The following is a 22,065-nucleotide window of genomic DNA, read 5'->3' as shown; positions in this document are numbered from 1 at the left end:
ACCCGCTAGGCGGAGGCCTCCGTCAGGCGGGTGATCTCCGCCTCCGTCAGCGCCAGGTCGGCCATCGCCAGCAGGGCGGGCAGCTGGTCGACCGTGCGGGCGGAGGCGATCGGCACGGCGACCGTCGGCTGGGCGGCGAGCCAGGCCAGGGCCACCGTGGCGACCTCGGCGTCATGGGCGCGGGCGACCTCGTCGAGGACGGTCAGCACCTTCTGCCCCCGCTCGGTCGCCAGGTGCTTGGCGGCGCCCTGGGCGCGGGCGCTGTCCACCGTCGCACCGGGGCGGTACTTGCCGGTGAGGAAGCCGGACGCGAGCGCGTAGTACGGCACGGCGGCGAGGCCGGAGGCGGCGACGAGGTCCTGGAGTTCCCCCTCGTAGGTTTCGCGGGAGACCAGGTTGTAGTGGGGCTGGAGCGCCACGTACCGGGCGAGGCCCTCCCGGTCGGAGAACTCCAGGGAGGCCCGCAGGCGTTCGGGCGTGATGTTGGAGGCGGCGATGTGCCGCACCTTGCCCGCCTTCACCAGTTCGTCGAGCGCGCCGACGATCTCCTCGACCGGCACCTCGGGCTTGTCGAAGTGGGTGTAGTAGAGGTCGATGCGGTCGGTGCCCAGGCGCCGCAGCGAGGCGTCGGCGGCGGCCTTGATGTTGGCCGCGCTCAGCCCCTGGTGGTCGGGGTGCTGGCTCACCTTGGTCGCGATCACGACGTCGTCGCGGTTGCCGCGGGCCTTGACCCAGTTGCCGATGACGGTCTCGGACTCGCCGCCGCTGTTGCCCTCGATCCACGAGGAGTAGGAGTCGGCGGTGTCGACGAAGTTGCCGCCGCCGGCCGCGTAGGCGTCGAGGACGGCGAAGGAGGCCGTCTCGTCCGCGGTCCAGCCGAAGACGTTGCCGCCGAGGGCGAGCGGGAAGACCTCCGGGCCGGAGGAGCCGAGCTTGCGCAGAGAAGTCATGAGTTATGACAACACCCTGGCCGAAGGCACGCATTCCGCGCCTCCGGCCAGGGTTCACGAACATCCGGGAAACATCCGGGCGCAGACCTCACCGACCCCCGTGACACTTCCCGGAAGACCTCAGGGTGACCGGGCAAGGGCCCCCTGGAAGGAATCTCAGGGGTTGAGCCCCTTGTCCCGCAGCCAGGCGGCCGGGTCGATGCCGGAGCTGCTGCCGCCCGGGTGGACCTCCATGTGGAGGTGGGCCCCGGTGACGTTGCCCGTGGCGCCGACGCGGCCGATGACGTCGCCGGTGGCGACCTTCTGGCCGATGCTGACGCTGATCGAGGACTGGTGGGCGTACCAGATCTCGGTGCCGTCATCGAGGGTGAGCACGGTCTTGTACCCGTACGACCCGTCATAGCCGGCGGAGGTGATGGTGCCGCTGTGCACGGCCTTGATGAGCGTGCCGGTGGGGGCGGCGAAGTCGAGGCCGGTGTGGTACCCGGAGGACCAGTAGGGGCCGGCCTGCCCGAAGGTCGAGGTGATCGTGTACGAGGAGGTCGGCAGCGTGTACTGCTTGGCCAGCTCGGCGAGGCGCTCGGCCTCCGCCTTCTTGGCGGCTTCCTCGGCGGCCTTCTTCTTGGCGGCCTCGGCCTTGGCCGCGGCCGCCTTCTCGGCCTTGGCGGCGGCGTCGGCGGCGGCCTTGGCCGCGGCGGCCTCGGCGGCTTCCTGGGCCTTGGTCTCGACCTGGGTCTGCTGCGACTCGACCTGCGCCATGATCCGGCTGCGCAGCGCCTCACCGGCGTCGGCACCGCTGTCGGCGCTCTCGTCGGCGACGGTCTCGGCGCCGAAGGTGCTGAGCGCGGGGGCCGCCGTCTCCTCGGGGGTGTCGTCGTCCGAGATGAGGGAACCCACCGAGGGCAGGTCGGGAAGGGAGATGGAGACCGGCGACTTGCCGGTGTTGGCGCTGGCCATGCCCGCGCCGCCGACGGCGGCTATGACACCGACGCCGAGAACGGTGGAGCTGCGGGCGAGTCCGCCGCGCTGCTTGGCGACGCGGTGCTTTCCGCGCACCGGGCGAACGGAGTCCGCGGTGGGGTTCCATTCCTCCCAGGGGCCCTCGTCGGTGCGGTACGTGCCGTAGCCGAAGGTCTGCTGGGCGGGCACGGTGGGGGCTTCTGGGACAGGCCGGTTGGACGCCACGCGGGCGTGCTCCTTTCCTTCCGTCGCCTACCGGGTTAGCTGACGGGTTCGGAGCGGGAAGGTCTCCTACGCGCGTATACCGGCCGTGACTGTACGGCGGCTTCCGCGTGATTCACCCCAAGTTGGTGGTTCCCCGGTTCCCTTGCGGGATTCGGCGCGTGCGCACGGAGCCGACTCTTGTGACGGCTGGGACGACCGCGCTGCGTTATCGAACGTTAATAGACCCGGGGGCGGGATTCCAAGCCGTTCTGCTTGATCAACAACATTTCTGGCCTGGACTTTCGACCCACGACCGGTGAAAAACGGGCGAGTTGACCGCCGGACGGACACCCCTCAGGGGCCACAAGGGTTTTGATGGTGACTCAGATGTTATGCACAGGGCTCCGACGCGATCACGGAAGGTGACGTCAGTGCCGCCCCGAACGCACCGAGGGCCGGAATCCCATGATCAGGATTCCGGCCCTCGGCCTTGAGTAGCGGGGACAGGATTTGAACCTGCGACCTCTGGGTTATGAGCCCAGCGAGCTACCGAGCTGCTCCACCCCGCGTCGGTGTGACACCAGTCTACGCCATGCGGGGGACGCTCAGAACCACGGTCGGACCCGGGGGGCCGCGCAGGGGGTCCGTCAGAGCAGATGACCGTTCGGCGCCTTCGCCTGCACCTCGTACTCCGGAAGTACGACGACGTCCGCGCCCGCGGCGGCGAGCAGGCCGCTCCCGTCGGCGTCGGTGACGAAGGTGTCCGGCTCCCGCCAGGCCGTCACGACCCGGCGCACGCCCGCGTCGAGGATGAGGCGGGCGCACGGGGCCGGACGGGAGGAGCGCCGGGCGCAGGGTTCCAGGCTGCTGTAGACGGTCGCGCCGGCCAGCCGGGGGTCGGCGGCGTCGATCTTGGCGAGGGCCGCTTCCTCGGCGTGGACGACGGGATCGCCAGCCTCCCGGGAGTGTCCGCGCGCCAGCTCCGTGCCGTCGGCCGCCACCACGACGGCGCCGACGCTGAACGCGGTCCGCGAGGGCGGGCAGGCGGCGGCCAGCTCGCAGGCGAGGGCCAGCCAGTGCCGGTCGGCGGCGGCGGGGAGCGGGCCGGCGCCGGGCGCGGTGGGCTCGTACGACATGAGGACCACGTCCTCGATGCGCCGGGTCCCGACCAGCCGCAGGCGTCCACCCTGATAGCCCCCGGGGCCGAAGAGCCGGGGCGCGTCCGGGTCGCCCACGAACAGCGGGGCCGTGACGAGCTGGAGTTCGTCGGCGAGGCCGGCCTGGAGGAGCTGGGTGTGGACCGTGCCGCCACCCTCGACCATGAGGCGCCGTACGCCCCGTACGTCGTGGAGGTGTTCCAGGAGCCGGCGCCAGTCGAGGCCGGGACCCAGCGGGACCACGTCGGCCGCGCGGCCGAGACCGAGGGCACGGGCGCGGTCCGCGCCGGTGCCCGTCGTGTAGAGGACCTTGTCACCGCCGGTGTGCCAGAACTGCGCCCCCGGGTCCAGCTCCCCGGTACCACTGACCGTCACCTTGAGGGGGTACTCCGGCTTCCCTGCGGCCACCCGGGCCGCGCGGCGGACGGGTGAGTTGACCAGCAGGCGCGGGTTGTCGGCGCGGATCGTGCCGGCCCCGACCAGGATGGCGTCGACGGAGGCCCGCACCTCGTCGACCCGGTCGAAGTCGGCCGGGCCGGACAGCAGCAGCCGGTCGGGGCCGGTGTCGTCGAGGTAGCCGTCGAGGGAGACGGCGGCGGACAGCAGGACGTACGGGTACGGCATCGGCGCGGGTCTCTCCGGGATCGGGGTCGGAACGGACGGATGCCCGGGTTCGGCGGGACGGCGGGGCCCGGTCGGACAACGGGCTTGGTTCAAGTTTGAAACAAACCTACACTGGAGGCATGACGACCCGCTGGCTCACCCCCGAGGAGCAGCGCGCCTGGCGCGCGTACATCGCCGGATACCTCCTCCTGGAGGACGCGATCGACCGGCAGCTCCAGCAGGAGGCCGGCATGCCTCACGCCTATTACTCCATCCTCGCCAACCTCTCCGATGCGCCGGAACGGCGGCTGCGCATGACCGACCTGGCGGAGCGGCTGAAGGCGACCCGCAGCAGGCTGACGTACGCGGTGACGCGGCTGGAGAAGGACGGGCTGGTGCGGCGCGAGGACTGCGCGTGGGACAAGCGCGGGAGCGTCGCGGTCCTGACGGACGAGGGCATGGCGGTCCTGGAGAACGCGGCGCCCGGTCATGTGGACACCGTACGCAGCCTGCTGTTCGACCGGCTCACGCCCGAGCAGGTGGGGCAGCTGGAGCAGATCTTCACGCAGGTCGCCCAGGGTCTCCAGGGGGACGGCGGCGAGGCCGCGCCCGAGGATCTGCCGTGGCGCCGGCGTTCGTCGCCCTGCTCCGGGGCGTCGTAGCCACGCCACCGTGAGCCGCGGCACAAGTCCGTTGCTTCAAATTTAAAGCATGGGGTAGGGTCGCGACCGTAGATCTGCTTCAAATCTGAAGCAGAACACCGGACCCGGAGAACCCGCATGCTCGACACCCCCGCCGCCACCCAGCGTGCCCGCGTCCGGGTACCGCTGCGCTTCCACGACGGCTACTCGGTCGACGCCGAACTCGTCACCTTCCACGGACTCGCCGACGGCCAGGAGCACGTCGCCGTCGTCCTCGGCGAACCCGGCCCCGTGCCCCTCGTCCGGCTGCACTCCGAGTGCCTGACCGGTGACGTCTTCGGCTCCGCCCGCTGCGACTGCGGCCCGCAGCTGCGCGAGGCGGTCGAGCGCATCGCCGAGCACGGTGGGGTCCTGCTCTACCTGCGCCAGGAGGGCCGCGGCATCGGCCTCTACAACAAGCTCGACGCGTACGCCCTCCAGGACCAGGGCCTCGACACCTACCAGGCGAACGCCGCCCTCGGGCTGCCGGAGGACGCCCGGGACTACACCGCCGCCGCTCAGATGCTGCGCGCCCTGGACATCACGGAACTCGACCTCCTGTCCAACAACCCCGACAAGGCGGAGCAGCTCCGCGGGCTGGGCATCGGCGTCCAGGAGCGCGTGCCCACCGGCGTCTTCACCACCCCGCACAACGTGCGCTACCTGCGCGCCAAGGTCCTGACGACCCGGCACACGCTGCCGCTGGCCGACCTGACGGATCGGACGGAACTGACAGACGTCACCGATCTCACCGAACTCAGCGTGAGCTGAGGCCGAACGGCCCGTCCAGCGCCGCCCACTGGAGCAGCATGATGGTCTTCGCGTCGGCGATCCCGCCCGTGCGGATCAGGGCGAGCGCCTCGGTGAAGGGCAGCTCCACCACCGTGATGTCCTCCCCCTCCGCCGCGACGCCGGCCGTCTCCACGCCGGGTGCCGAGCCGTCGTAGGGGGCGGCGAAGAAGCTCAGGCGTTCGGTGACCGAGCCGGGGCTCATGAAGGCGTCGAAGACGTGCTCGACCTCGTGGACGGTCCGCCCGGTCTCCTCCACGGCCTCGCGGCGGATCGCCTCCCGCGGGTCGTCGCCGTCCAGCAGTCCGGCCGCGGTCTCCAGCAGCATGCCGTCGGGGTGGCCGTTGACGTAGGCCGGCAGCCGGAACTGACGGGTCAGCAGTACCGTACGCCGGTCGGGGTCGTAGAGCAGGATGGTGGCACCGTCGCCGCGGTCGTAGGTCTCGCGTCGCTCCCGGCTCCAGTGGCCGTCGCCGTGCCGGTAGTCGAAGGTGGTGCGGCGCAGCACGGACCAGTCGCAGGCGAGCACCTCGACGTCGACGACGCGCACGCGCGCGTTGCCCGTCAGGTCGCGGCCCTGGCGGTCGAGTCCGGTACGGCCACGGGGGTCGGGGACGTCGATGCCGGGACGGCCGGCCGGGGCGGTCATCGGGTGCCGCCGGCGGCCGGTACGCCGGCGAGGTCCGTGTAGACGTCCTTGCCGCGCGCGTGGGCCCGGTCCACCATCCGGTCCGCGCCCTGCGAGGGGCCGCCGATCCGCAGGACGGCGTCGCAGCGGTCGAGGAGGCGCTCGGCGAGGGGGTGGAAGAGTTCCTCGAAGAGCGGGTCGCCGGGGCCGGTGCTGCCCGCCGTCTCCAGCAGGGGCAGCGCCAGGGCCTCGCCGGTGACCGGCAGGTGCCCGGCGCGGTACAGGGCGAGGGCGGTCTCGTTCATGGCCCGTACGTTCGCGGCGAGCTTCGCGGGGTCGTCGCCGGTGCCCGAGCGGTACGGGCCGGCGACGAGGATCATCAGGGGCGGGTGGGACACGGGGTTCACTCCTCGGCTCGGTGGTGGACTGACGGACCAGCGCTGTACGCGCGTCCCAGAGGTCGTTCTCAGACCAGCAGCGTCTCGACGCCGGCCTCCCCCAGGGCGCGGAGGGTCTCCGGGCCCGCGGGGTGGGTGCCGGGGTCGGCCGCGGCGGTGTCGGTGACGAAGGTCTGCACGGCGTCGAGCGGGGCGACCCGGTTGAAGGCGCGCACGCCCAGCTTCGTCGCGTCGGCCACGGCGACCGTGCGGTCCGCCTGGGCGAGCCCCGCCCGCTTCACGGCCGCGTCGTCGAGGGAGAACTCCGACCAGCCGTGCCCGGCGTGCACCCCGCCGATGGACATCACGAACAGGTCGAAGGCGAGGGACTCCAGGGTGCGCAGCGCGAGCGGCCCCACCAGGGACCGCTCGCCGGGCCGCGAGCGTCCGCCGACGACCAGCAGCTCGACGCCGGGCCGGTCGGCCAGCCGTGCCGCCGCCTGGAGGCTGAGCACCGCGACGGTCAAGGGGCCGCGCCCGGCGAGGTGTTCGGCCACGTGCGCGGTGGTGGTCCCGGCGTCCAGCAGCACCCGAGTTCCCGGCTCCACGAGGCCGGCGACGGCAGCGCCCAGCCGGTCCTTGGTCGCGCCCTGCCACGCCTCGCGCGCGTCGAAGCCGGCGCCCTCCTCACGGGCCCGCGCCGGTACGGCCCCGCCGTGCACCCGGCGTACCAGGCCCTGCTTCTCCAGCGCGTCGAGGTCCCGGCGCACGGTCATCTCGGACACCCCGAGCCGTTGCGCGAGTTCGGCGACGGAGACCTGCCCCACGGCTCCCTGGACGAGCCGCAGGGTCAGATCGAGACGGTTGGCGATACCCATGAGGACAGTTCTATCACTCAGATGTGAGAACTCACATCCACTTGTTCACATCGGGTCGCTCCACGGCCGTGCGGCTCAGGCGTCCAGCAGGGTCCCCGGCAGGTCGAACCGCTCGGTCGCGCCGGAGCCGAGGTCGACGCGGGTCACCGAGTCCTCGCCGTAGACGAGCCAGCCCGTCGCCGTACGGGTGAGGTGCTGGGCCCCGGCGAGGCCCTCGACGCGGGCACGGCGCAGTTCCTCGCCCGTCCCGGCGTCGACCTCCACGAGGTCGGTGTCGCCGCCCGTCGCCGCGGCGACCACGATCGACGTGCCGGTCGCGGCGACGGCGTCGGCCCGGCCGCCGTCCACCGAGACGGCCGTACCGGCGGCGTTCCCGGTCACGGAGACCCGCACCTTGCCGGACGCGCCGGAGGCGCCCTCGGCCGGGGAGCCGACGACGACCGGACGACCGGCCGGGCAGGCGAGGCCCGTGACGTCGAGTCCGGCCGGTCCGGCCACGGTGGTGACCTCGCCGTCGGTCAGCCGTACGACGGTGACGCGGGTGCCGGAACCGGAACCGCTGCCGCTGCCGAGGCAGACGGTGTCCGAGGCCGGGTCGGAGGCGGCGAGGCCGATCGTGCCCGGGACCTTCACCTCGCGCCGGGTGGACCAGTCGGCGGGGTTCCGCACCAGCACGGTGGACTCCGGGGACCCGCTCGCCGACTTGGCGTCGGGCAGTCCCGCGACCTCGGCGACCAGCGTCCTTCCCGGCAGGACGCGACGCAGCCGTTCGTCGCCCCGCAGGCCGTCCAGCGTGTGGTCCGCACGGTTGACGAGGTAGCGCCGGTCCGGCTTGCCGCCCTTGCGGGGGACCGTCACCAGCCAGCGTCCGTCGGCCAGTTCGACGATCTGCGGGCCGACCGCCCGGTCGTCGTCGGCCTGCTGGGGCACCACGGCGAGGCTCTCCGCGCGGGACTTGTCCGCGTTCACCCCGACGACCGTCACCAGGCCGTCGACCTCGGCGAGCGCGAAGGCCGAGGCGCCCTTCCAGTCCGTGCCCAGGTCGACGCCACCCGGGCCCGAGCAGGCCGTGGCGAGCAGGGCGGCCGTCGCGGCGAGGGCGGCGACGGAGAGCGGCGTGCGCACACGCGCGTGCGTCGTCGGGCGGGGCATGGGGGGATTGACGGGATTCACGTTCACCAGTCCTTCATCGCATCCGTGGGGGACATCCGGGCCGCCCTGCGCGCCGGGCCCAGCGAACCCGCCGCCACCACCAGCACGGTCAGGGCGAGGAGCAGCAGCAGGGTGACCGGCGGCGGGAGCAGCACCCAGCCCCCGACGTACGGCGCCAGGTCGGCGCTGCCGCGCAGGAAGGCCGCGGCGACCGAGCCGAGGAGGGCGCCGAGCACCGTGCCGAGCAGTGCGGCCACCCCGCCGACCAGGGCCATCTCCACGACGAGCATCGTGAGGACGGCGCGGGTGCGGAAACCGACCGCCTTGAGGATGCCGATCTCCTGGGCCCGCTGCCGGGACAGCGCCCCGGTCACGGTGACCGCGCCGACGAAGGCCAGCACACCGAGGACGCCGAGCAGCACCTGACCGACCACCCGGATCATCTCCAGGACGGCGGGCAGGGCGTCGAGCTGCTGCTGGAGGGTGACCGCCGGATAGCCGAGCCGCTGCACGGCCTTCGTCACCTCGGGCACGTCCGCGGCCGTACGGGCGACCACGGTCAGCTGGTCGTAGCCGATGGTGGCCAGGTAGTTCTTCTCGGGTTCCCCGGAGCGCTGGGCGGCCCAGCCGATCACGGTGGGGTCGGCGGCGTAGGCGGCGTCGGGGTTGTCGAGCTGCCAGGTGGGGTCGTACACCCCGACCAGGCGGGCGTGGCCGGTGACACCGGTGCCCTCGCCGGGCCGTACGAAGCGGGTGGTCTCGGTCTCGACGTCCTGGCCCACCAGCCGGCTCAGGTCCACGCCCTGGGAGGTGGCCGGGGTGACGATCTCGCCGGGGCGCAGCGGGAAGAGGTCCTCGCGCACGGACTCGGTGATCGGCGGGGTCAGGGCCGGGCGGTGGGTCGTGGCATACAGCAGGACGGTGTCCCCGGCGTCGGTGAGGACGCCGAACGACACCTGCGCCCGGTGCTGCACCGACTCGACGTGCGGCAGCTTCGCGAGGCGTGCGGCCGTACGGTCCGTCAGGGGCGCGGTGCCCGGCCGGTCGGCGGGGCGGTCGACGGTGATGCTGCGGTTGGCGTTGCTCTCCTTGACGCCCGTGTCGGTGACGCCCTGCGCCCGTTCGGCGATGCCGAGTGCACCGAGGCAGACGGCGGCGGCGACGGAGACCAGCGCGACGAGGCCGAACAGACGGCGGCGCAGGGCGCGGACGTTGGCCAGGGCCAGACCGAAGACGTTCACTCCGCGCTCCCCCTCTTCTCCTCCGTGGTCGCAAGGACGCCGCGTTCCAGCCGGTGCACGACGTCCGCGGAGTCGGAGACGGCCGGGTTGTGGGTCACGAGGAGCACCGCCCGGCCCTCGTCTGCGAGTTCGCGGAACAGGCCGAGGAGCAGTTCCTCGCTGTCGGTGTCGAGGTTTCCGGTCGGCTCGTCGGCCAGGATCGCGGGCGGGTCGTTGACCAGCGCGCGGGCCAGGGCCACGCGCTGCTGCTCGCCGCCGGACAGCTCGCCGGGCAGATGGTCGGCGCGCTCGGCGAGCCCGACCCGCGCCAGCAGGCTGCGGGCGCGTTCCTCGCCCTCGCCGCGCCGGCCGGCGTACGGCAGGAGGACGTTGCGCAGCGCCGAGTGCTGCGGCAGCAGGTTGTACGACTGGAAGACGAAGCCGAGCCTGCGGCGGCGCAGGCCGGCCAGCGCGTCGTCCCCGAGCCCCGAGGTGTCGACGGGGCCGTCGCCGCCCTCGACGACCACGCGGCCGCCGTCCGGCTGGGTGAGCAGCCCGAGGATGTGCAGCAACGTGGTCTTCCCGGAGCCCGAGTGCCCGACCAGCGCCGTGATCTCGCCGCCTCTCACGGCCAGGTCGACCTCCCGCAGGACGTCGACCCTCCTTCCCCGCAGGGGGTGGGACTTGCCCACGCCCTCGGCCCGCAGCAACACGTTCACCGAATTCCCGCTCACTTTCCGTTCTTCGTGGCCCCGGTCGGCAACCAGCCCATGGCGCCGTCCAGTTGCCGGTCGAGCGTCCATACGCCCCAGGTGGTCTTCAGATCGCAGGCCTCGTCCCCGCCGCCGACCTGGTACAGGTCGGGCAGTCCCGGACAGCCCCTGTACGGCGTGACACCGCGCCCGAGTGCCTCGCGCAGAGCCGCGTCGAGCCGACCGCCGAGCAGCGCGTACGCCCGTACGACCAGCGCGTAGCCGTAGACGGAGGTGAACCGGTCCGGGTGCAGGGCCCAGCGCTTCAGGGTCCCGGCGTCGATCCACGACGGGACGGCGTCGCGCCGGCCGCTGTCGGCGAGGCCGACGACGACCGTGGCCGCCGCGACCACCCGGTCCGGGGTGTCCGCGCGCCAGCTGCCGATCGCCGGGACGCCGGTCGTGATGCCGGCGTCGGCGCAGGTGAGGGCGGTGCGCTGCCACTGGGTGGCGTTCCGCTCGGTCACGGTGGCCGGCAGGACGCGCGGGTCGGCGCAGAGTTCCCGTGCCGGTCCGCTCGCGTCGACGCCCTCGGTGACCGTGCGCAGGGCGGCCCGGTTCAGCCGTTCGGGGCCCTCCTGGCTCGCCTCGCCGGACGTCTCCTCCCGCTCCGGCGCGGTCAGGAGCGCCGGGTCCTTCCGCGACCAGCCGGCCAGCGCCCGCAGCCGCTGCACGAAGAGGGAGGCGTCGGGGTTGCCGAGGTAGGCGTCTGGGTCCCGCACGGTGCCGTCGTCGAGGCGCTCGCCGTCCAGCCGCTTCAGGACCGGCGCGAACACGGCCGCCGGGGACCCGGCCGCCTTGAGGAGGTGCACCAGGTTGTGGAGCTGCTCGTAGGGGAGGGTGGCCGCGCCGTCGCGCAGCACCGGCTCCCAGATCCGGCGGTCCACGGCGGGCCGCTTGCCCGCGGCCTCCTGGACCAGCACGTAGCTGTAGGTGTCGTCGAGCCGGACGGCCCTGGTCTCGGGCGTGAGGTCCGCGAAGTCGTCGGTGCGCGGTGCCGCGATGCGGGTGAGCGGGGCGGGAACCGGTTCCGTCAGCAGTTCCAGCGAGCGGGCCAGGGCACCGGCCTGGTCGAGGGCACGCACCCGGCCCGCCGTCACGCGCAGCCAGGAGACGGTGGCGGCCCGGTCCGCCGCGGGCAGCTCCGGCAGGCGCCCGAGCGCGTCGAGAACCTCCAGGGCGGCCCAGGTGGCGCCGAGGCGGGCCGCGTCACCGTCGTCGCCGAGTGCGGGGTCGACGTACCAGCCGCCCGCAGTCCGCAGCCGGTTCACCTCGGCCGCGTCACCGGCGCCCAGCGCCTCCCGGGCACCGGTCCGCCACAGCGGGACGAGCCACTCGCGGCCCCACAGCGGGGACGCCTCCAGCGCCTCGCGGCGGAAGGACGCGACCCGTTCCGCGGCCATGCCGGTCCTCGGGTCACGGCCCAGTTCGGAAAGCGTCCGCAAGGCGTACGACTGTGCCTGGGGACCGGCCGGCTCCTGACGCAGGAACGGGTGGTAGTAGTAACCGTTCTGCTCGCTGACCAGCAGGTCGAATTGACGGGCGTTGGCTGGTTCTCGCCGCCCGGAATCGCCGTCCGCGGACGTGCACGACACCACGAGCACGGCGCATATCGCCACCCCCGCCGCGCGGGACACGACACGTCTCCCGCGCTTGCCACCACCGATGAATTTCACGAACGCCCCCGTGCGTCGTATTTCTCTGCGCGCACACCGCCCGCACCACCGCATTCAGCGAAAATGGATTTCGGTGATTGCGGAACCAGCTCGACGGAAATGCGATGAAAGCGTGAAGGGAATGCCACACCGCCGGGCCCTGACGGTGTGGCACCCTCATGGATCGCGCGAAGCGAGCGTCAGCTCACCCGCGCCGGTCCGACGGTCAGGCCGCGCCCGCGTACGCGCACTTCTCGCTGACCTTGATGGCGCTCGTCACCTGGGCCGAGCCGCAACTGCGCGTCGACACGTACGTGGTGGCGCCGCCGGGGCGCATCTGACCGTAGGTGTCGGAGATGTTGGCATTGGTGTTCTTCCACCGCACCTCACCCAGCGACCGGCTCTTCATCGTGAGCGTGGCCTCGGGGTTCTTGGAGATGGTGAGGGAGACGCTGATGCCGTGGGCCTGGAGTTCCGCGCGGTTCTGGATCCACTTGGCCTTGCGCGGGTTGGTGCCGGACATCTTGGTGGACGCCTTCCAGTCACAGGCGGACACGTAGAAGCCGCAGTGCCAGGCGTTGACCGACACCTTGTTGCCGCCCGGAAGCCCCACCGAGGTGGAGGCGGAGGTGGCGTGGGCCGGCGACGCCGTGAGCACGAGCGCCCCGGCCGCGCATGCGGCGGCGGCACCCGAGATCAGGCGCATGCGTATTCCGTTGGTCATTCGATCGACTCCCCGTATTGTTCATTGTTGAATCGGTTTCCCGGTATCGGAAACCAGCCCCGGACCCGCCCGTTTCCCCCGAGCTGATCAAGCGCCCCGCAATTACCGCATGGCTTGATCATTACTGTCCAATCCAGCCATCAGATTCCCGGCGTGAAGCACCCCACAGGAAATCGGTGGAACCCGAACCGGAGAAATGCCGTCCGGTACGGCCGCCGCACCGGAACCCGCCGCCGTACAACCCATCGGCCCCGGCGCGAGTCAGCCTGGTCATGACACGCTTGTATACGACGACCCGCCGCACCCGGCGCGTGCTCGTACCCGTCCTCGCAGCCTCCGCCCTGCTGACCCTCGGCACGGCGGGCCCCGCGGCCGCCGACAGCGACCAGCTCTGGACTTACTCGGACCCCTACGAGCTGATCCTGCCCGGCGCGTACGAGGACGGGTCCGCGCCCGAGCGGACGGTCACGCTCAAGGTCTCCCACGACAACATCGCGAACCCGGTCGGCGCCGGAAGCCTGACCGTGGACGCCGGCGAACTGGCCGCCTTCGCGAAGATCACCTGGCCCGCCAACTGTGCGCCCGACACCGCCGTCACGGCCGTCTGCGACGTCCCCGCGCTCACCGGCACCGATGTGGTGACGGCCGCCGAACTCAGGGTCAGTGCGCTGCCGGACGCCCCGGACGGCGCCGCGGGCACCCTGCGCTACACCGCCGCCGCCGGCGAGCTGACGTCCTACCCGGGCGAGACCCGGGTGACCGTCGGCAACGGCCCCGACCTGGCCCTCAGCCAGTCCCCCCGGCAGGACGGCGTCACGCCGGGCACCCTGATCAGCGCCCCCGCCACCCTCAGCAACAACGGCAACCGCACCGCCGAGGGCGTCCTGCTCCGCCTGTCCGCCTCCCGCGGCCTCGCCTACACCGAGCGGCCCGCGAACTGCGAGTACCTGGACACCGAGGTCGGCACCCAGGCGCTGTGCGTCCTCGACGAGGCACTCGCCCCCGGCGAGTCGATCACCCTCACCAACCCCCTGAAGGCCCGCCGGAACGCCCTGTACGAGCGCTACGACTACTCCGTCGAGCCCTACTCGGCCGAGGCCCTGGAAGCGGCCCGCGCCGGCCGGACGTACACGCCGGGCACGGGCGCCGAGCTGGACCCGGCCCCCGCGCAGACCCCCCCTGCGGCCACCGCCACGGCTGCCGTCCCTGACCTGGACCCGCAGGACAACTCCCGTTCGGTCATCATCCACGCCACCAACACCGCCGACCTCAAGCTGATCGGCAGCCGGGTCGAGGGCGCGGTCGGCGAGACCGTACGGGCCGACATCAAGGTCAAGAACCGCGGCCCCGCCTGGGTCGCCTCACTCGGCGCGGGCGAGCCCGTGGCCACGGTCGACGTCCGCATCCCGGCCGGCGCCACCGTCACCGCCCGCCCCGACGACTGCTACGCCCTGACCGCGGACGGCGAGTGGGTCGAGGAACAGCTCGGCGCCCCCCGCTACCGCTGCACCACCCCGATCTACCTGAACGAACACGCCACCCACACCTTCCCCTTCGACCTCCGCGTCGACAGCGCGACCCGGTCCACCTCGACGGTCGCCATCGACAACAACCAGTACGAGCCCCCGATCCGCACCTACGACCCCGACCTGACCAACAACTCGGCCAGGATCGTCGTCAACGGCTGACCGGGCCCCGTCCTCCGGTCCCCGGAAACGCAGGAGCCCCCGCCCCGGAAGTCTCCGGTGCGGGGGCTCTCTGGTAGGCCCTGTGGGACTCGAACCCACAACCAATGGATTAAAAGTCCACTGCTCTGCCAATTGAGCTAAGGGCCCAGGCGATGTTGCCTCCCCGAGCATAGCGGGACGTGGCCGTGTCGCCGATCGGGTATCGGGACACGGCCGTGCCGGATGGCGGAGATCGGTCACGGATCGACCGGTTCGGCCGTCACCTCCGCCTGCGGGGACCCCGCCGCACCGGGGACCGGCTCCGTTGGCTTGAGGAACCAGTGCCGGGCCGAGGCGAACCACCACACGGCGGCGAAGCCGAGGACGACCAGGACGGCGACCGGGGCGTAGTTGAAGGTCTCGGAGGTCACCGGGGAGACCTGGGGGAGCATGAACAGGACGGTGATGACGCCCACCCAGATGACGGACACCACGCCGATCGCCCGGGACCAGCGGCCCAGGTGCCACGGGCCGCGGGCGAAGTCGTCGCCCTTGCGCAGCCGCAGCAGGGTCGGGATGACGTAGGCGATGTAGAGGCCGATGACCGCGATGGAGGTGACGGCCGCGTACGCCGTGACATTGATCAGGTAGGGCAGGCCCAGCAGCAGCGCGCCACCGGCCGCGAGCCAGACCGCCGCGACGGGCGTACGGGTACGGGGGCTGACGGTGCGCCAGAGCTGCGAGAAGGGCAGAGCGCCGTCGCGGGAGAAGGCGTAGATCATGCGGCTGTTGGCGGTGACGGACGCCATCCCGCAGAACAGCTGGGCGCCGATCACGACGAGCAGCAGCAGTTTGCCCGCCGTGGCGCCGAGCGCGTCGAGGAGGATCTGGGCGGGCGGCGCGCCGGTCGGGGAGCCGAGGGCGCCGTCGTAGGACTGGATGGCGAAGGTGAAGCCGAGGAGCAGGACGAAGCCGGCTATCCACGAGGTCCAGATGGACCGCACGATGCCCTTGGGGCCCGCGGTGGAGGCGTCGTGCGTCTCCTCGGTCATGTGGGCGGAGGCGTCGTAGCCGGTGAAGGTGTACTGGGCCATCAGAAGGCCGAGGGCGACCACGTAGACGCCGCTGCCCCAGCCGGTGTTGTTCACGAACTCGCCGAAGACGAAGGACGCCGACTGGTGGTCGTCCGGTACGAAGGTCAGCGCGCCGACGATCACGGCGACCCCGAGGACGTGCCACCACACGCTCACGCTGTTGAGGAGCGCGACGATCCGCACCCCGAAGGTGTTGAGCAGGCCGTGCAGCACCAGGATCCCCGCGAACAGCAGGATCGTCCGGCCGGGCGTGACCTCGAAGTCGAACTGGAGATTGAGGTAGGCGCCGAGGAAGGACGCGGCACCGAAGTCGATGCCGGCCGTCACGGCGACCTGGCCGAGCACGTTGAACCAGCCCGTGAACCAGGCCCAGGCGGCCGCGCTGCGGGGCGGCGCCAGCCGGTGGGCCCAGAAGTACAGGCCGGCCGAGGTGGGGTAGGCCGAGCAGATCTCGGCCATCGACAGCCCGACGAACAGGGTCATCAGGCCGACCACGACCCAGCCCCAGGTGATCACGGCGGGGCCGCCGGTGTTCATGCCGAACAGGTAGAGCGTCAGGCAGCCCGACAGGACCGAGATGATAGTGAAGGAGACCGCGTAGTTGGAGAACGCCGACATACGGCGCGCGAGAACCTGCGTGTATCCGAGCTGGGCCAGCCGTTCCTCGTCCGAGAGCCCAGTCGCCGTGCCGTCATCTGTCATGCCCCCAGCAATTCCCCCACCGGGGGCGTGACACACGTCACAACTTGGCCAGAAAGAGCCCTTGAGGATCCTGGAGATCCGGCGGACACGGGGAAGGGCCCGTACGACCGAAGTCGTACGGGCCCTTCCCGATGCGAGCTACAGATGCAGCCGGTCACTCAGCCGACGTCAGCCGTTGCGCTTCCAGCGCGGCTTGTCGTCACGGCGCCCGAAGGAGCCGGTGCCGGTGCCGGTGCCGGTGCCACGGTGGTCGTCGCGGCGGGCTGCCGGACGCTCGTGGCCGCCGGCGCGGAAGCCGGTGCCCGGACGGTCGTCGCGGCGGTCACGGTTGAACGGACGGTCGCTGCCCCGGTGCCCACCGCGCTCGCCGCCGGCACGGAAGCCGCCACGGTCGTCACGACGCTCGAAGGAACGGCCACCGCGGTCGTCACGGTCACGGTTGAAGCCACCGCGGTCGGCGCCACGGTCGCCACCGCGGTCGTCACGGTTGAACGCGGGACGGCCACCACGGTCGTCACGACGCTCGAAGGAACGCCCGCCGCGGTCGTCACGGTTGAACGGGGCACGGCCACCGCGGTCGTCACGGTCACGGTTGAAGCCACCGCGGTCGTCGCGACGCTCGAAGGAGCGACCGCCGCGGTCGTCACGGTTGAACGCGGGACGGCCACCACGGTCGTCACGACGCTCGAAGGAACGGCCGCCACGGTCGTCACGGTTGAACGCGGGACGGCCACCACGGTCGTCACGACGCTCGAAGGAACGCCCACCGCGGTCGTCACGGTCCCGGTTGAAGGAACGGCCACCACGGTCGTCACGGTCCCGGTTGAAGCCACCCCGGTCACCGCCACGGTCCCCACGGTCACCGCGGTCGTCCCGACGCTCACGACGCTCGTACGACGACGAGCCGGCCGGACGCTCCTCGCGGACGGGACGGTCGGCGTCGCGCGCGGCGGGCTGCGCCGAAACGGACACCTCGCTCACGGTTTCCGCCACGACGGTCTCGCCGGTGCCGGCCACCGCGGCCTGGGCCTCGGCGATCGCCGTCTCCGGGTCCTCACCACGCTCGCGGGCGACCCGCGCGACCAGCCGGTCGGCCTCCTCGCGCAGCTCGCTCGCACGCCGCTGCGCGCGCTCCAGCTCCTTGGTCAGCTCGGCGACCTCGCGCTCGGCCTGCTGCGCGGCGTTGCCCGCCGACTCGGCCTGGACCTCGGTCATCGACCGGGCGCCGGTGATCTCGGCGACCTCGGGCTCGAAGGCCGTACCGCCCTGGATGATGTGACGCCCGGCGTCGACGCCCGCGTCCTCCATCATGCGGAAGATCTGCCGACGCTGATGCGGCAGCGACAGCGATACGACGGTGCCGGTGCGGCCGGCGCGGGCCGTACGGCCGGCGCGGTGCAGGTAGTCCTTGTGGTCGCCGGCCGGGTCCACGTTCAGGACCAGGTCGATGCCGTCGACGTGGATACCGCGGGCGGCGACGTCGGTGGCGACGAGCGCGTTGACGTAGCCCTTCTTGAAGTCCTCGAGCACGCGGGTACGGGCGCCCTGCGTCATACCGCCGTGCAGCGCGTCGGCCTTCACACCGGAGTCGCAGAGCTGCTCGGCGATGCGGTCGGCGCCCAGCTGAGTACGGACGAAGATGATGGTGCGGCCCTTGCGGGAGGCGATCGCGGCGGTGACCGGCGCCTTGTCCTTGGGCTTCACGATCAGGATGTGGTGCGACATGGTCGTGACGTTGCCCTGGGCGCTGTCGACCTCGTGCGTGACCGGGTTGTGCAGGTAGCGCTTGACCAGCGTGGAGATCTCGTTCTCCATCGTGGCCGAGAACAGCATCCGCTGACCGCCCTGCGGGACCTGGTCGAGCAGCTCGGTGACCTCGGGCAGGAAGCCCAGGTCCGACATCTGGTCGGCCTCGTCGAGGACGGTGACCTTGACGTTCTCCAGGGAGCAGGCGCCGCGGTTGATGATGTCGCGCAGTCGGCCCGGGGTGGCGACGAGGACGTCGACGCCACGCTCGAGGGCGTAGATCTGGTTGCTCATCGACGTACCGCCGCAGACGACCTTCATCTTCAGGCCGAGGACGTCGCCGTACGGCTGGAGCGCGTCGGCGACCTGCATCGCCAGCTCGCGGGTCGGGGTGAGGATGACGGCGCGCGGCTTGCGCTTCTCGGTGTGCCCGCCGGCCAGCGTGGTCAGCGTCGGCAGACCGAAGGAGAGGGTCTTGCCGGAGCCGGTACGGCCGCGGCCGAGGATGTCCTTGCCCGCCATGGCGTCCGGGATGGTCGCCGCCTGGATCGGGAAGGGGGAGGTCACGCCGTTCTGGGTGAGCTTGCGCACGACGCTCTCGGGGAGACCGAGGTCCGTGAAGGTCAGCTCGGGCGCCTTGTCGGCCGCGGCCTCGTCGGCGTCCGCGGTCTCGACGGCGTCGGTGGCCCGGACGGCGTCGACGGTCGCTACGGCGTCGACGGTCGCGGTGACCTCGACGGCCTCGACCGCCTCGCTGTTCTCGGACACGACGGCGTGATCAGTACTGGAAATGGACATGCGAATGCGAAACCTTCCGGAGTCTCGTCGGCACGCGCCCGTCAACTCCGTGTTCGCATTCGACCGCCTCAATGCGGTCCGTCACGGTAAGGGAGAGTACGCGCCACACGGCGCGCTCTGTGGTGGCGCCGGGCAAATGGGATCAAACGATCTACCACCATACGCACCCTGCACCCCTGGAGGCAAACCGGTCTGCGTAGACGTGGGTCGCACACCACTGTACGGCATCTACGCCGGTGCTCCGGCCTCCGGCGCCGGTTCGCGCTCGACCAGCTGCGGCACCGGCTCCGCGTCCGCCGACGAGGACGGCTCCGCCACGGTCGGCTCGGGAGACGGCGACGCGGGAGGCTCCGGCGAGGCCGGCGGTTCCGGGTCCGAGGAACGCGTCGGCGACGGCTCCTCCTTCGGCGGGTGCGGCATCCCCGGCCGCTCGCTCCGGTCCGGCTCCGGCCCCTTCGAGGCCCCCGCGCTGCGCCCCGCCGACGGCGCGGCCGCGGGGGATCCGGACCCGTCCGGATCACCCTTCTTCCCGCCCTTGCCGTCGCCCCGGTGCCCGCCGCCACCGCCCGCGCCCGACCAGCCCCCGCCGGCCTGACCGCCGGGCCCGCCGTCCGGCGCGTCACCGCCGTGTCCGCCCGCCGAATGCGAGGGCTGGGCCCGGCCCCCCTGCTCGTCGCCCACGCTCATGCAACCGGCGGCCGCTGCGACGGCCAGGACCGTGACGGCCAGGCGAACGGGTACGTACAAGGGGCGCACGGGGCCACCTCCAGGGGGCAGACGCAGGAGTCAACCTCCCCAACTCCCGCCGCCCGCAGGAAGACACGCGCCCCGCGGCGCCGGCTCAGCCGTACCCGAGCGCGTGCAGCCGGGCGTCGTCGATCCCGAAATGGTGAGCGATCTCATGCACGACGGTCACCTCGGTCTCCTCGACGACCTCCTCCCGCGACTCGCACATGCGCAGCGTCGGCCCCCGGTAGATCGTGATCCGGTCCGGCAGCACGCCCGCGTACCACTCACCGCGATCCGTCAGCGGGGTCCCCTCGTACAGCCCGAGCAGCTCCGGATCGTCCGCCGGCGGTTCGTCCTCGACGAACACCGCGACGTTGTCCATCAGCCGCGTCAACTCCGGCGGAATCCGGTCCAGGGCCTCGGCGACCAGTTCCTCGAACTCCTCGCGCGTCATTTCCAGCACGGCCCCATTCTCCGGTACGACAGCGCCGTACGGCGGGTACCTCCGCATGTCCGGGCGCACACGTGGGCATACGCGACCAATGGCCCGCGTCCGCGTCCCCGCCGCAGCCCTGAACGCCGTGAACCGTCTCCGCACCACCCGCCGACCCGAGAGTCCCGTCCCCGAACTCGCCGCCCAGCCCCGCCCCTGGGCCCGCGCCCTCGGCCTCACCACGGTCGTCCTGCTGGGCGCCTGGCTCGGGCTGCTGGTGGTCGGGAACGTCCGCGTGCCCGTCGGCCCCATGAACACCACGATGACCCTGCGGCCCGCCCTCGACGGCGGCACGAAGATCAACATCTCCCCGCTCGGCGCCCTCCACCTGGACAGCCACATCGCCCCCGTCCGCCTGGACGTGAACGTCGACCAGCTCGACCCCGACCGCTCCCAGGCCCTCGTCGACCACCCCGAGCGCCTCTCCGGACTCCAGGACGAGGTCACCGCGGACATCGAACACGGCACCCTCGACCTCGCCGTGCGCTCCTGCGTCGCCGTCGTCGCCGGCGCCACCGCGCTCGGCCTCGCCGTCTACCGCCGCCCCCGCCGCGCCCTCGGCGCCGGCGGCCTCGCCCTGGCCCTGCTCGCCGCCTCCGGCGCCACCGCCTACGCCACCTGGAACCCCAAGTCGGTCCTCGAACCCCGCTTCTCGGGCCTGCTCTCCTCCGCCCCCTCCGTCGTCGGCAACGCCCGCAGCATCGTCACGGAGTTCGACGTCTACCAGCAGGAACTGGCCCGCCTGGTCACCAACGTGACCAAGCTCTACGACGTCACCTCCACCCTCCCCGCCTACCAGCCAGACCCCACCACCGTGCGCGTCCTGCACGTCTCCGACATCCACCTCAACCCCGCGAGCTGGAAGATCATCGCCTCGCTGGTGGAGCAGTACAAGGTCAACGTGATCGTCGACTCCGGCGACACCATGGACCACGGCACGGCCGCCGAGAACGGCTTCCTCGACCCGATCCCCGACCTCGGCGCGCCCTACGTCTGGGTCCGCGGCAACCACGACTCCACGACCACCCAGGCCTACCTGGAGAACATGAAGAACGTCCACGTCCTGGACGACGGCCGCGCCGTGACCCTCGCGGGACTGCGCTTCGCCGGCATCGGCGACCCGCAGTTCACCCCCGACCGCTCCGCCGTCCCGGACGCCGAGGGGACCCAGGAGGCGGCGGGCGACCGTCTCGCGGACGCGCTCCGCGCCCAGCGGGCCGCGGGCACCCCCGTGGACGTCGCCATCGCCCACGAGCCCTCCGCCGCCCGCCGCACCGACGGCGAGGTACCGATGGTGCTGGCCGGCCACCTCCACCACACCGAGATGGAGATCCTGAAGGAGGGCACCCGGCTGCGCGTCGAGGGCTCCACCGGCGGCAGCGGACTGCGTGCCGTCGAGGGCAAGTACCCCGACCCCATCGAGGCGTCGATCCTGTACTTCGACCGCGACTCCCGGCGCCTCCAGGCCTGGGACGAGATCAAACTCGGCGGCCTGGGCCTGACGACGGCCGAGGTCAGCCGTCACCTCCCGAAGGAGAACCAGCCGGGCGCCTCCCCGACGCCCACACCGTCCACCCCTGCGCCCACGCCGTCCACGCCGTCCTCCGGGACCCCGGCACCGGCCTCCCGCACGCCCTCCGGCTCCCGCTCCTAAATCGTTTTGGCGATAGCTCCTGCCATCCCATATGCTTCTCACGTCCCCGACGCGCTGCGAAGCGCCCAGGCGGGCCGATAGCCCTCATCGTCTAGCGGCCTAGGACGCCGCCCTTTCAAGGCGGTAGCACGGGTTCGAATCCCGTTGGGGGCACGCAACACCGTGTGCGACACTGTCGTACACACAGCTTGGTCCTGTGGAGCAGTTTGGAGTGCTCGCCACCCTGTCAAGGTGGAGGCCGCGGGTTCAAATCCCGTCAGGACCGCTGGAGTTCCTCGTGAACTCCGTGGCTGGGTAGCTCAGTTGGTACGAGCGATCGCCTGAAAAGCGATAGGTCGCCGGTTCGACCCCGGCCCCAGCCACCACATCGAACAGGGCCCCGATCTCCGGATCGGGGCCCTGTTCGTGTTCCCCCGCGCGACAGCGCCGAGCGGGCCGTCGTAGCCGTCGTAG

At 72.0% G+C, this 22,065-nt stretch carries 19 protein-coding genes, 5 tRNA genes and 1 riboswitch; of the genes, 8 read left to right on the top strand and 16 right to left on the bottom strand.

Annotated features, from left to right (window positions below):
- Window positions 1–5: 5 nt before the first annotated feature.
- From ACFWJX_RS12490 to ACFWJX_RS12475, 4 genes are all read right to left on the bottom strand, one after another.
- Window positions 6–950, bottom strand: a complete 945-nt coding sequence (locus tag ACFWJX_RS12490) for an aldo/keto reductase (protein ID WP_383240752.1) — start codon at window positions 948–950, stop codon at window positions 6–8.
- Window positions 951–1,106: 156 nt separating this feature from the next.
- Entirely contained in the window at window positions 1,107–2,135 is a 1,029-nt protein-coding gene (locus ACFWJX_RS12485; RefSeq protein ID WP_383240749.1) for a M23 family metallopeptidase, read from the bottom strand.
- Between the two features lie 7 nt (window positions 2,136–2,142).
- Window positions 2,143–2,302: riboswitch (cyclic di-AMP (ydaO/yuaA leader) on the bottom strand.
- Between the two features lie 307 nt (window positions 2,303–2,609).
- A tRNA-Met gene (locus ACFWJX_RS12480) sits at window positions 2,610–2,683 on the bottom strand.
- A gap of 78 nt (window positions 2,684–2,761) precedes the next feature.
- On the bottom strand, window positions 2,762–3,895 hold the full coding sequence (locus tag ACFWJX_RS12475) for a dihydrofolate reductase family protein (protein WP_383240746.1): 1,134 nt from the start codon (window positions 3,893–3,895) through the stop codon (window positions 2,762–2,764).
- A 119-nt stretch (window positions 3,896–4,014) separates the two neighbouring features.
- Between ACFWJX_RS12475 and ACFWJX_RS12470 the strand changes: the two genes are divergently transcribed.
- Window positions 4,015–4,536, top strand: a complete 522-nt coding sequence (locus ACFWJX_RS12470; RefSeq protein WP_383240743.1) for a MarR family winged helix-turn-helix transcriptional regulator — start codon at window positions 4,015–4,017, stop codon at window positions 4,534–4,536.
- 117 nt (window positions 4,537–4,653) lie between these two features.
- Complete coding sequence (gene ribA, locus ACFWJX_RS12465) at window positions 4,654–5,325, top strand: GTP cyclohydrolase II (protein WP_383240740.1); 672 nt, start codon at window positions 4,654–4,656, stop codon at window positions 5,323–5,325.
- Here ribA and ACFWJX_RS12460 read toward each other — a convergent pair.
- From ACFWJX_RS12460 to ACFWJX_RS12425, 8 genes are all read right to left on the bottom strand, one after another.
- Window positions 5,312–5,992: an NUDIX domain-containing protein gene (locus tag ACFWJX_RS12460; protein WP_383240738.1), complete on the bottom strand. Its 681-nt coding sequence runs from the start codon at window positions 5,990–5,992 to the stop codon at window positions 5,312–5,314. The two genes, ribA and ACFWJX_RS12460, sit on opposite strands and share 14 nt — an antisense overlap.
- A complete protein-coding gene (locus tag ACFWJX_RS12455; protein ID WP_383240838.1) occupies window positions 5,989–6,351 on the bottom strand; it encodes a DUF4406 domain-containing protein in 363 nt (120 codons plus the stop codon). Before ACFWJX_RS12455 ends, ACFWJX_RS12460 begins: the two co-directional genes overlap by 4 nt.
- Before the next feature lie 86 nt (window positions 6,352–6,437).
- The gene (locus ACFWJX_RS12450; RefSeq protein ID WP_383240735.1) at window positions 6,438–7,226 is read right to left on the bottom strand and encodes a DeoR/GlpR family DNA-binding transcription regulator; all 789 of its coding nucleotides are present in this window, start codon (window positions 7,224–7,226) and stop codon (window positions 6,438–6,440) included.
- Between the two features lie 75 nt (window positions 7,227–7,301).
- Complete coding sequence (locus ACFWJX_RS12445; RefSeq protein ID WP_383240732.1) at window positions 7,302–8,378, bottom strand: hypothetical protein; 1,077 nt, start codon at window positions 8,376–8,378, stop codon at window positions 7,302–7,304.
- Window positions 8,379–8,401: 23 nt separating this feature from the next.
- Window positions 8,402–9,619, bottom strand: coding sequence for an ABC transporter permease (locus tag ACFWJX_RS12440; protein WP_383240730.1), 1,218 nt, complete (start codon window positions 9,617–9,619; stop codon window positions 8,402–8,404).
- Window positions 9,616–10,317 (bottom strand): ABC transporter ATP-binding protein, encoded by a 702-nt coding sequence (locus tag ACFWJX_RS12435; RefSeq protein WP_383240835.1) that lies wholly within the window; start codon window positions 10,315–10,317, stop codon window positions 9,616–9,618. Before ACFWJX_RS12435 ends, ACFWJX_RS12440 begins: the two co-directional genes overlap by 4 nt.
- An 11-nt stretch (window positions 10,318–10,328) precedes the next feature.
- Window positions 10,329–11,987: a hypothetical protein gene (locus tag ACFWJX_RS12430; RefSeq protein ID WP_383240727.1), complete on the bottom strand. Its 1,659-nt coding sequence runs from the start codon at window positions 11,985–11,987 to the stop codon at window positions 10,329–10,331.
- Between the two features lie 244 nt (window positions 11,988–12,231).
- A complete protein-coding gene (locus tag ACFWJX_RS12425) occupies window positions 12,232–12,729 on the bottom strand; it encodes a hypothetical protein (RefSeq protein ID WP_383240725.1) in 498 nt (165 codons plus the stop codon).
- Between the two features lie 272 nt (window positions 12,730–13,001).
- On the opposite strand from ACFWJX_RS12425, the gene ACFWJX_RS12420 reads away from it, so the two are divergent.
- Window positions 13,002–14,417, top strand: coding sequence for a hypothetical protein (locus ACFWJX_RS12420; RefSeq protein WP_383240722.1), 1,416 nt, complete (start codon window positions 13,002–13,004; stop codon window positions 14,415–14,417).
- Between the two features lie 71 nt (window positions 14,418–14,488).
- Here ACFWJX_RS12420 and ACFWJX_RS12415 read toward each other — a convergent pair.
- The 3 genes from ACFWJX_RS12415 to ACFWJX_RS12405 all read right to left on the bottom strand — a co-directional run bounded on the left by ACFWJX_RS12415 (window position 14,489) and on the right by ACFWJX_RS12405 (window position 18,736).
- Window positions 14,489–14,564, bottom strand: a tRNA-Lys gene (locus ACFWJX_RS12415).
- Between the two features lie 89 nt (window positions 14,565–14,653).
- Window positions 14,654–16,192, bottom strand: coding sequence for an amino acid permease (locus ACFWJX_RS12410; RefSeq protein WP_383240720.1), 1,539 nt, complete (start codon window positions 16,190–16,192; stop codon window positions 14,654–14,656).
- Window positions 16,193–16,360: 168 nt separating this feature from the next.
- Window positions 16,361–18,736 carry a DEAD/DEAH box helicase gene (locus ACFWJX_RS12405; protein ID WP_383240717.1) on the bottom strand — a complete coding sequence of 792 codons (2,376 nt, stop codon included), beginning with the start codon at window positions 18,734–18,736 and terminating at the stop codon, window positions 16,361–16,363.
- Window positions 18,737–18,938: 202 nt separating this feature from the next.
- On the opposite strand from ACFWJX_RS12405, the gene ACFWJX_RS12400 reads away from it, so the two are divergent.
- Window positions 18,939–19,331: a hypothetical protein gene (locus ACFWJX_RS12400; protein WP_383240714.1), complete on the top strand. Its 393-nt coding sequence runs from the start codon at window positions 18,939–18,941 to the stop codon at window positions 19,329–19,331.
- Window positions 19,332–19,577: 246 nt separating this feature from the next.
- Here ACFWJX_RS12400 and ACFWJX_RS12395 read toward each other — a convergent pair whose 3' ends face one another.
- The gene (locus ACFWJX_RS12395) at window positions 19,578–19,928 is read right to left on the bottom strand and encodes a metallopeptidase family protein (RefSeq protein ID WP_211362888.1); all 351 of its coding nucleotides are present in this window, start codon (window positions 19,926–19,928) and stop codon (window positions 19,578–19,580) included.
- A 79-nt stretch (window positions 19,929–20,007) separates the two neighbouring features.
- On the opposite strand from ACFWJX_RS12395, the gene ACFWJX_RS12390 reads away from it, so the two are divergent.
- The 4 genes from ACFWJX_RS12390 to ACFWJX_RS12375 all read left to right on the top strand — a co-directional run bounded on the left by ACFWJX_RS12390 (window position 20,008) and on the right by ACFWJX_RS12375 (window position 21,977).
- Window positions 20,008–21,612: a metallophosphoesterase gene (locus ACFWJX_RS12390; protein ID WP_383240711.1), complete on the top strand. Its 1,605-nt coding sequence runs from the start codon at window positions 20,008–20,010 to the stop codon at window positions 21,610–21,612.
- An 80-nt stretch (window positions 21,613–21,692) separates the two neighbouring features.
- Window positions 21,693–21,765 (top strand) — tRNA-Glu (locus ACFWJX_RS12385).
- Between the two features lie 37 nt (window positions 21,766–21,802).
- Window positions 21,803–21,877, top strand: a tRNA-Asp gene (locus tag ACFWJX_RS12380).
- A 23-nt stretch (window positions 21,878–21,900) separates the two neighbouring features.
- Window positions 21,901–21,977, top strand: a tRNA-Phe gene (locus tag ACFWJX_RS12375).
- The last annotated feature ends 88 nt before the right edge of the window (window positions 21,978–22,065 follow it).

Source organism: Streptomyces sp. NPDC058335 (genome assembly GCF_042723915.1).
In the GTDB taxonomy this organism is placed as follows: Bacteria; Actinomycetota; Actinomycetes; order Streptomycetales; family Streptomycetaceae; genus Streptomyces.
The sequence above is the reverse complement of the archived record's forward strand: the minus strand, read 5'-3'. Positions and strand labels throughout refer to the sequence as shown.

What these genes read in the sequence shown, in the direction of transcription:
- ACFWJX_RS12450 (WP_383240735.1), bottom strand. Translation starts at nt 7,226, where the DNA reads ATGGGTATCGCCAACCGTCTCGATCTGACCCTGCGGCTCGTCCAGGGA.
- ACFWJX_RS12390 (WP_383240711.1), top strand. Translation starts at nt 20,008, where the DNA reads ATGGCCCGCGTCCGCGTCCCCGCCGCAGCCCTGAACGCCGTGAACCGT.
- ACFWJX_RS12445 (WP_383240732.1), bottom strand. Translation starts at nt 8,378, where the DNA reads ATGCCCCGCCCGACGACGCACGCGCGTGTGCGCACGCCGCTCTCCGTC.
- ACFWJX_RS12425 (WP_383240725.1), bottom strand. Translation starts at nt 12,729, where the DNA reads ATGACCAACGGAATACGCATGCGCCTGATCTCGGGTGCCGCCGCCGCA.
- ACFWJX_RS12460 (WP_383240738.1), bottom strand. Translation starts at nt 5,992, where the DNA reads ATGACCGCCCCGGCCGGCCGTCCCGGCATCGACGTCCCCGACCCCCGT.
- ACFWJX_RS12410 (WP_383240720.1), bottom strand. Translation starts at nt 16,192, where the DNA reads ATGACAGATGACGGCACGGCGACTGGGCTCTCGGACGAGGAACGGCTG.
- ACFWJX_RS12490 (WP_383240752.1), bottom strand. Translation starts at nt 950, where the DNA reads ATGACTTCTCTGCGCAAGCTCGGCTCCTCCGGCCCGGAGGTCTTCCCG.
- ACFWJX_RS12420 (WP_383240722.1), top strand. Translation starts at nt 13,002, where the DNA reads ATGACACGCTTGTATACGACGACCCGCCGCACCCGGCGCGTGCTCGTA.
- ACFWJX_RS12405 (WP_383240717.1), bottom strand. Translation starts at nt 18,736, where the DNA reads ATGTCCATTTCCAGTACTGATCACGCCGTCGTGTCCGAGAACAGCGAG.
- ACFWJX_RS12470 (WP_383240743.1), top strand. Translation starts at nt 4,015, where the DNA reads ATGACGACCCGCTGGCTCACCCCCGAGGAGCAGCGCGCCTGGCGCGCG.
- ACFWJX_RS12455 (WP_383240838.1), bottom strand. Translation starts at nt 6,351, where the DNA reads ATGATCCTCGTCGCCGGCCCGTACCGCTCGGGCACCGGCGACGACCCC.
- ACFWJX_RS12475 (WP_383240746.1), bottom strand. Translation starts at nt 3,895, where the DNA reads ATGCCGTACCCGTACGTCCTGCTGTCCGCCGCCGTCTCCCTCGACGGC.
- ribA (WP_383240740.1), top strand. Translation starts at nt 4,654, where the DNA reads ATGCTCGACACCCCCGCCGCCACCCAGCGTGCCCGCGTCCGGGTACCG.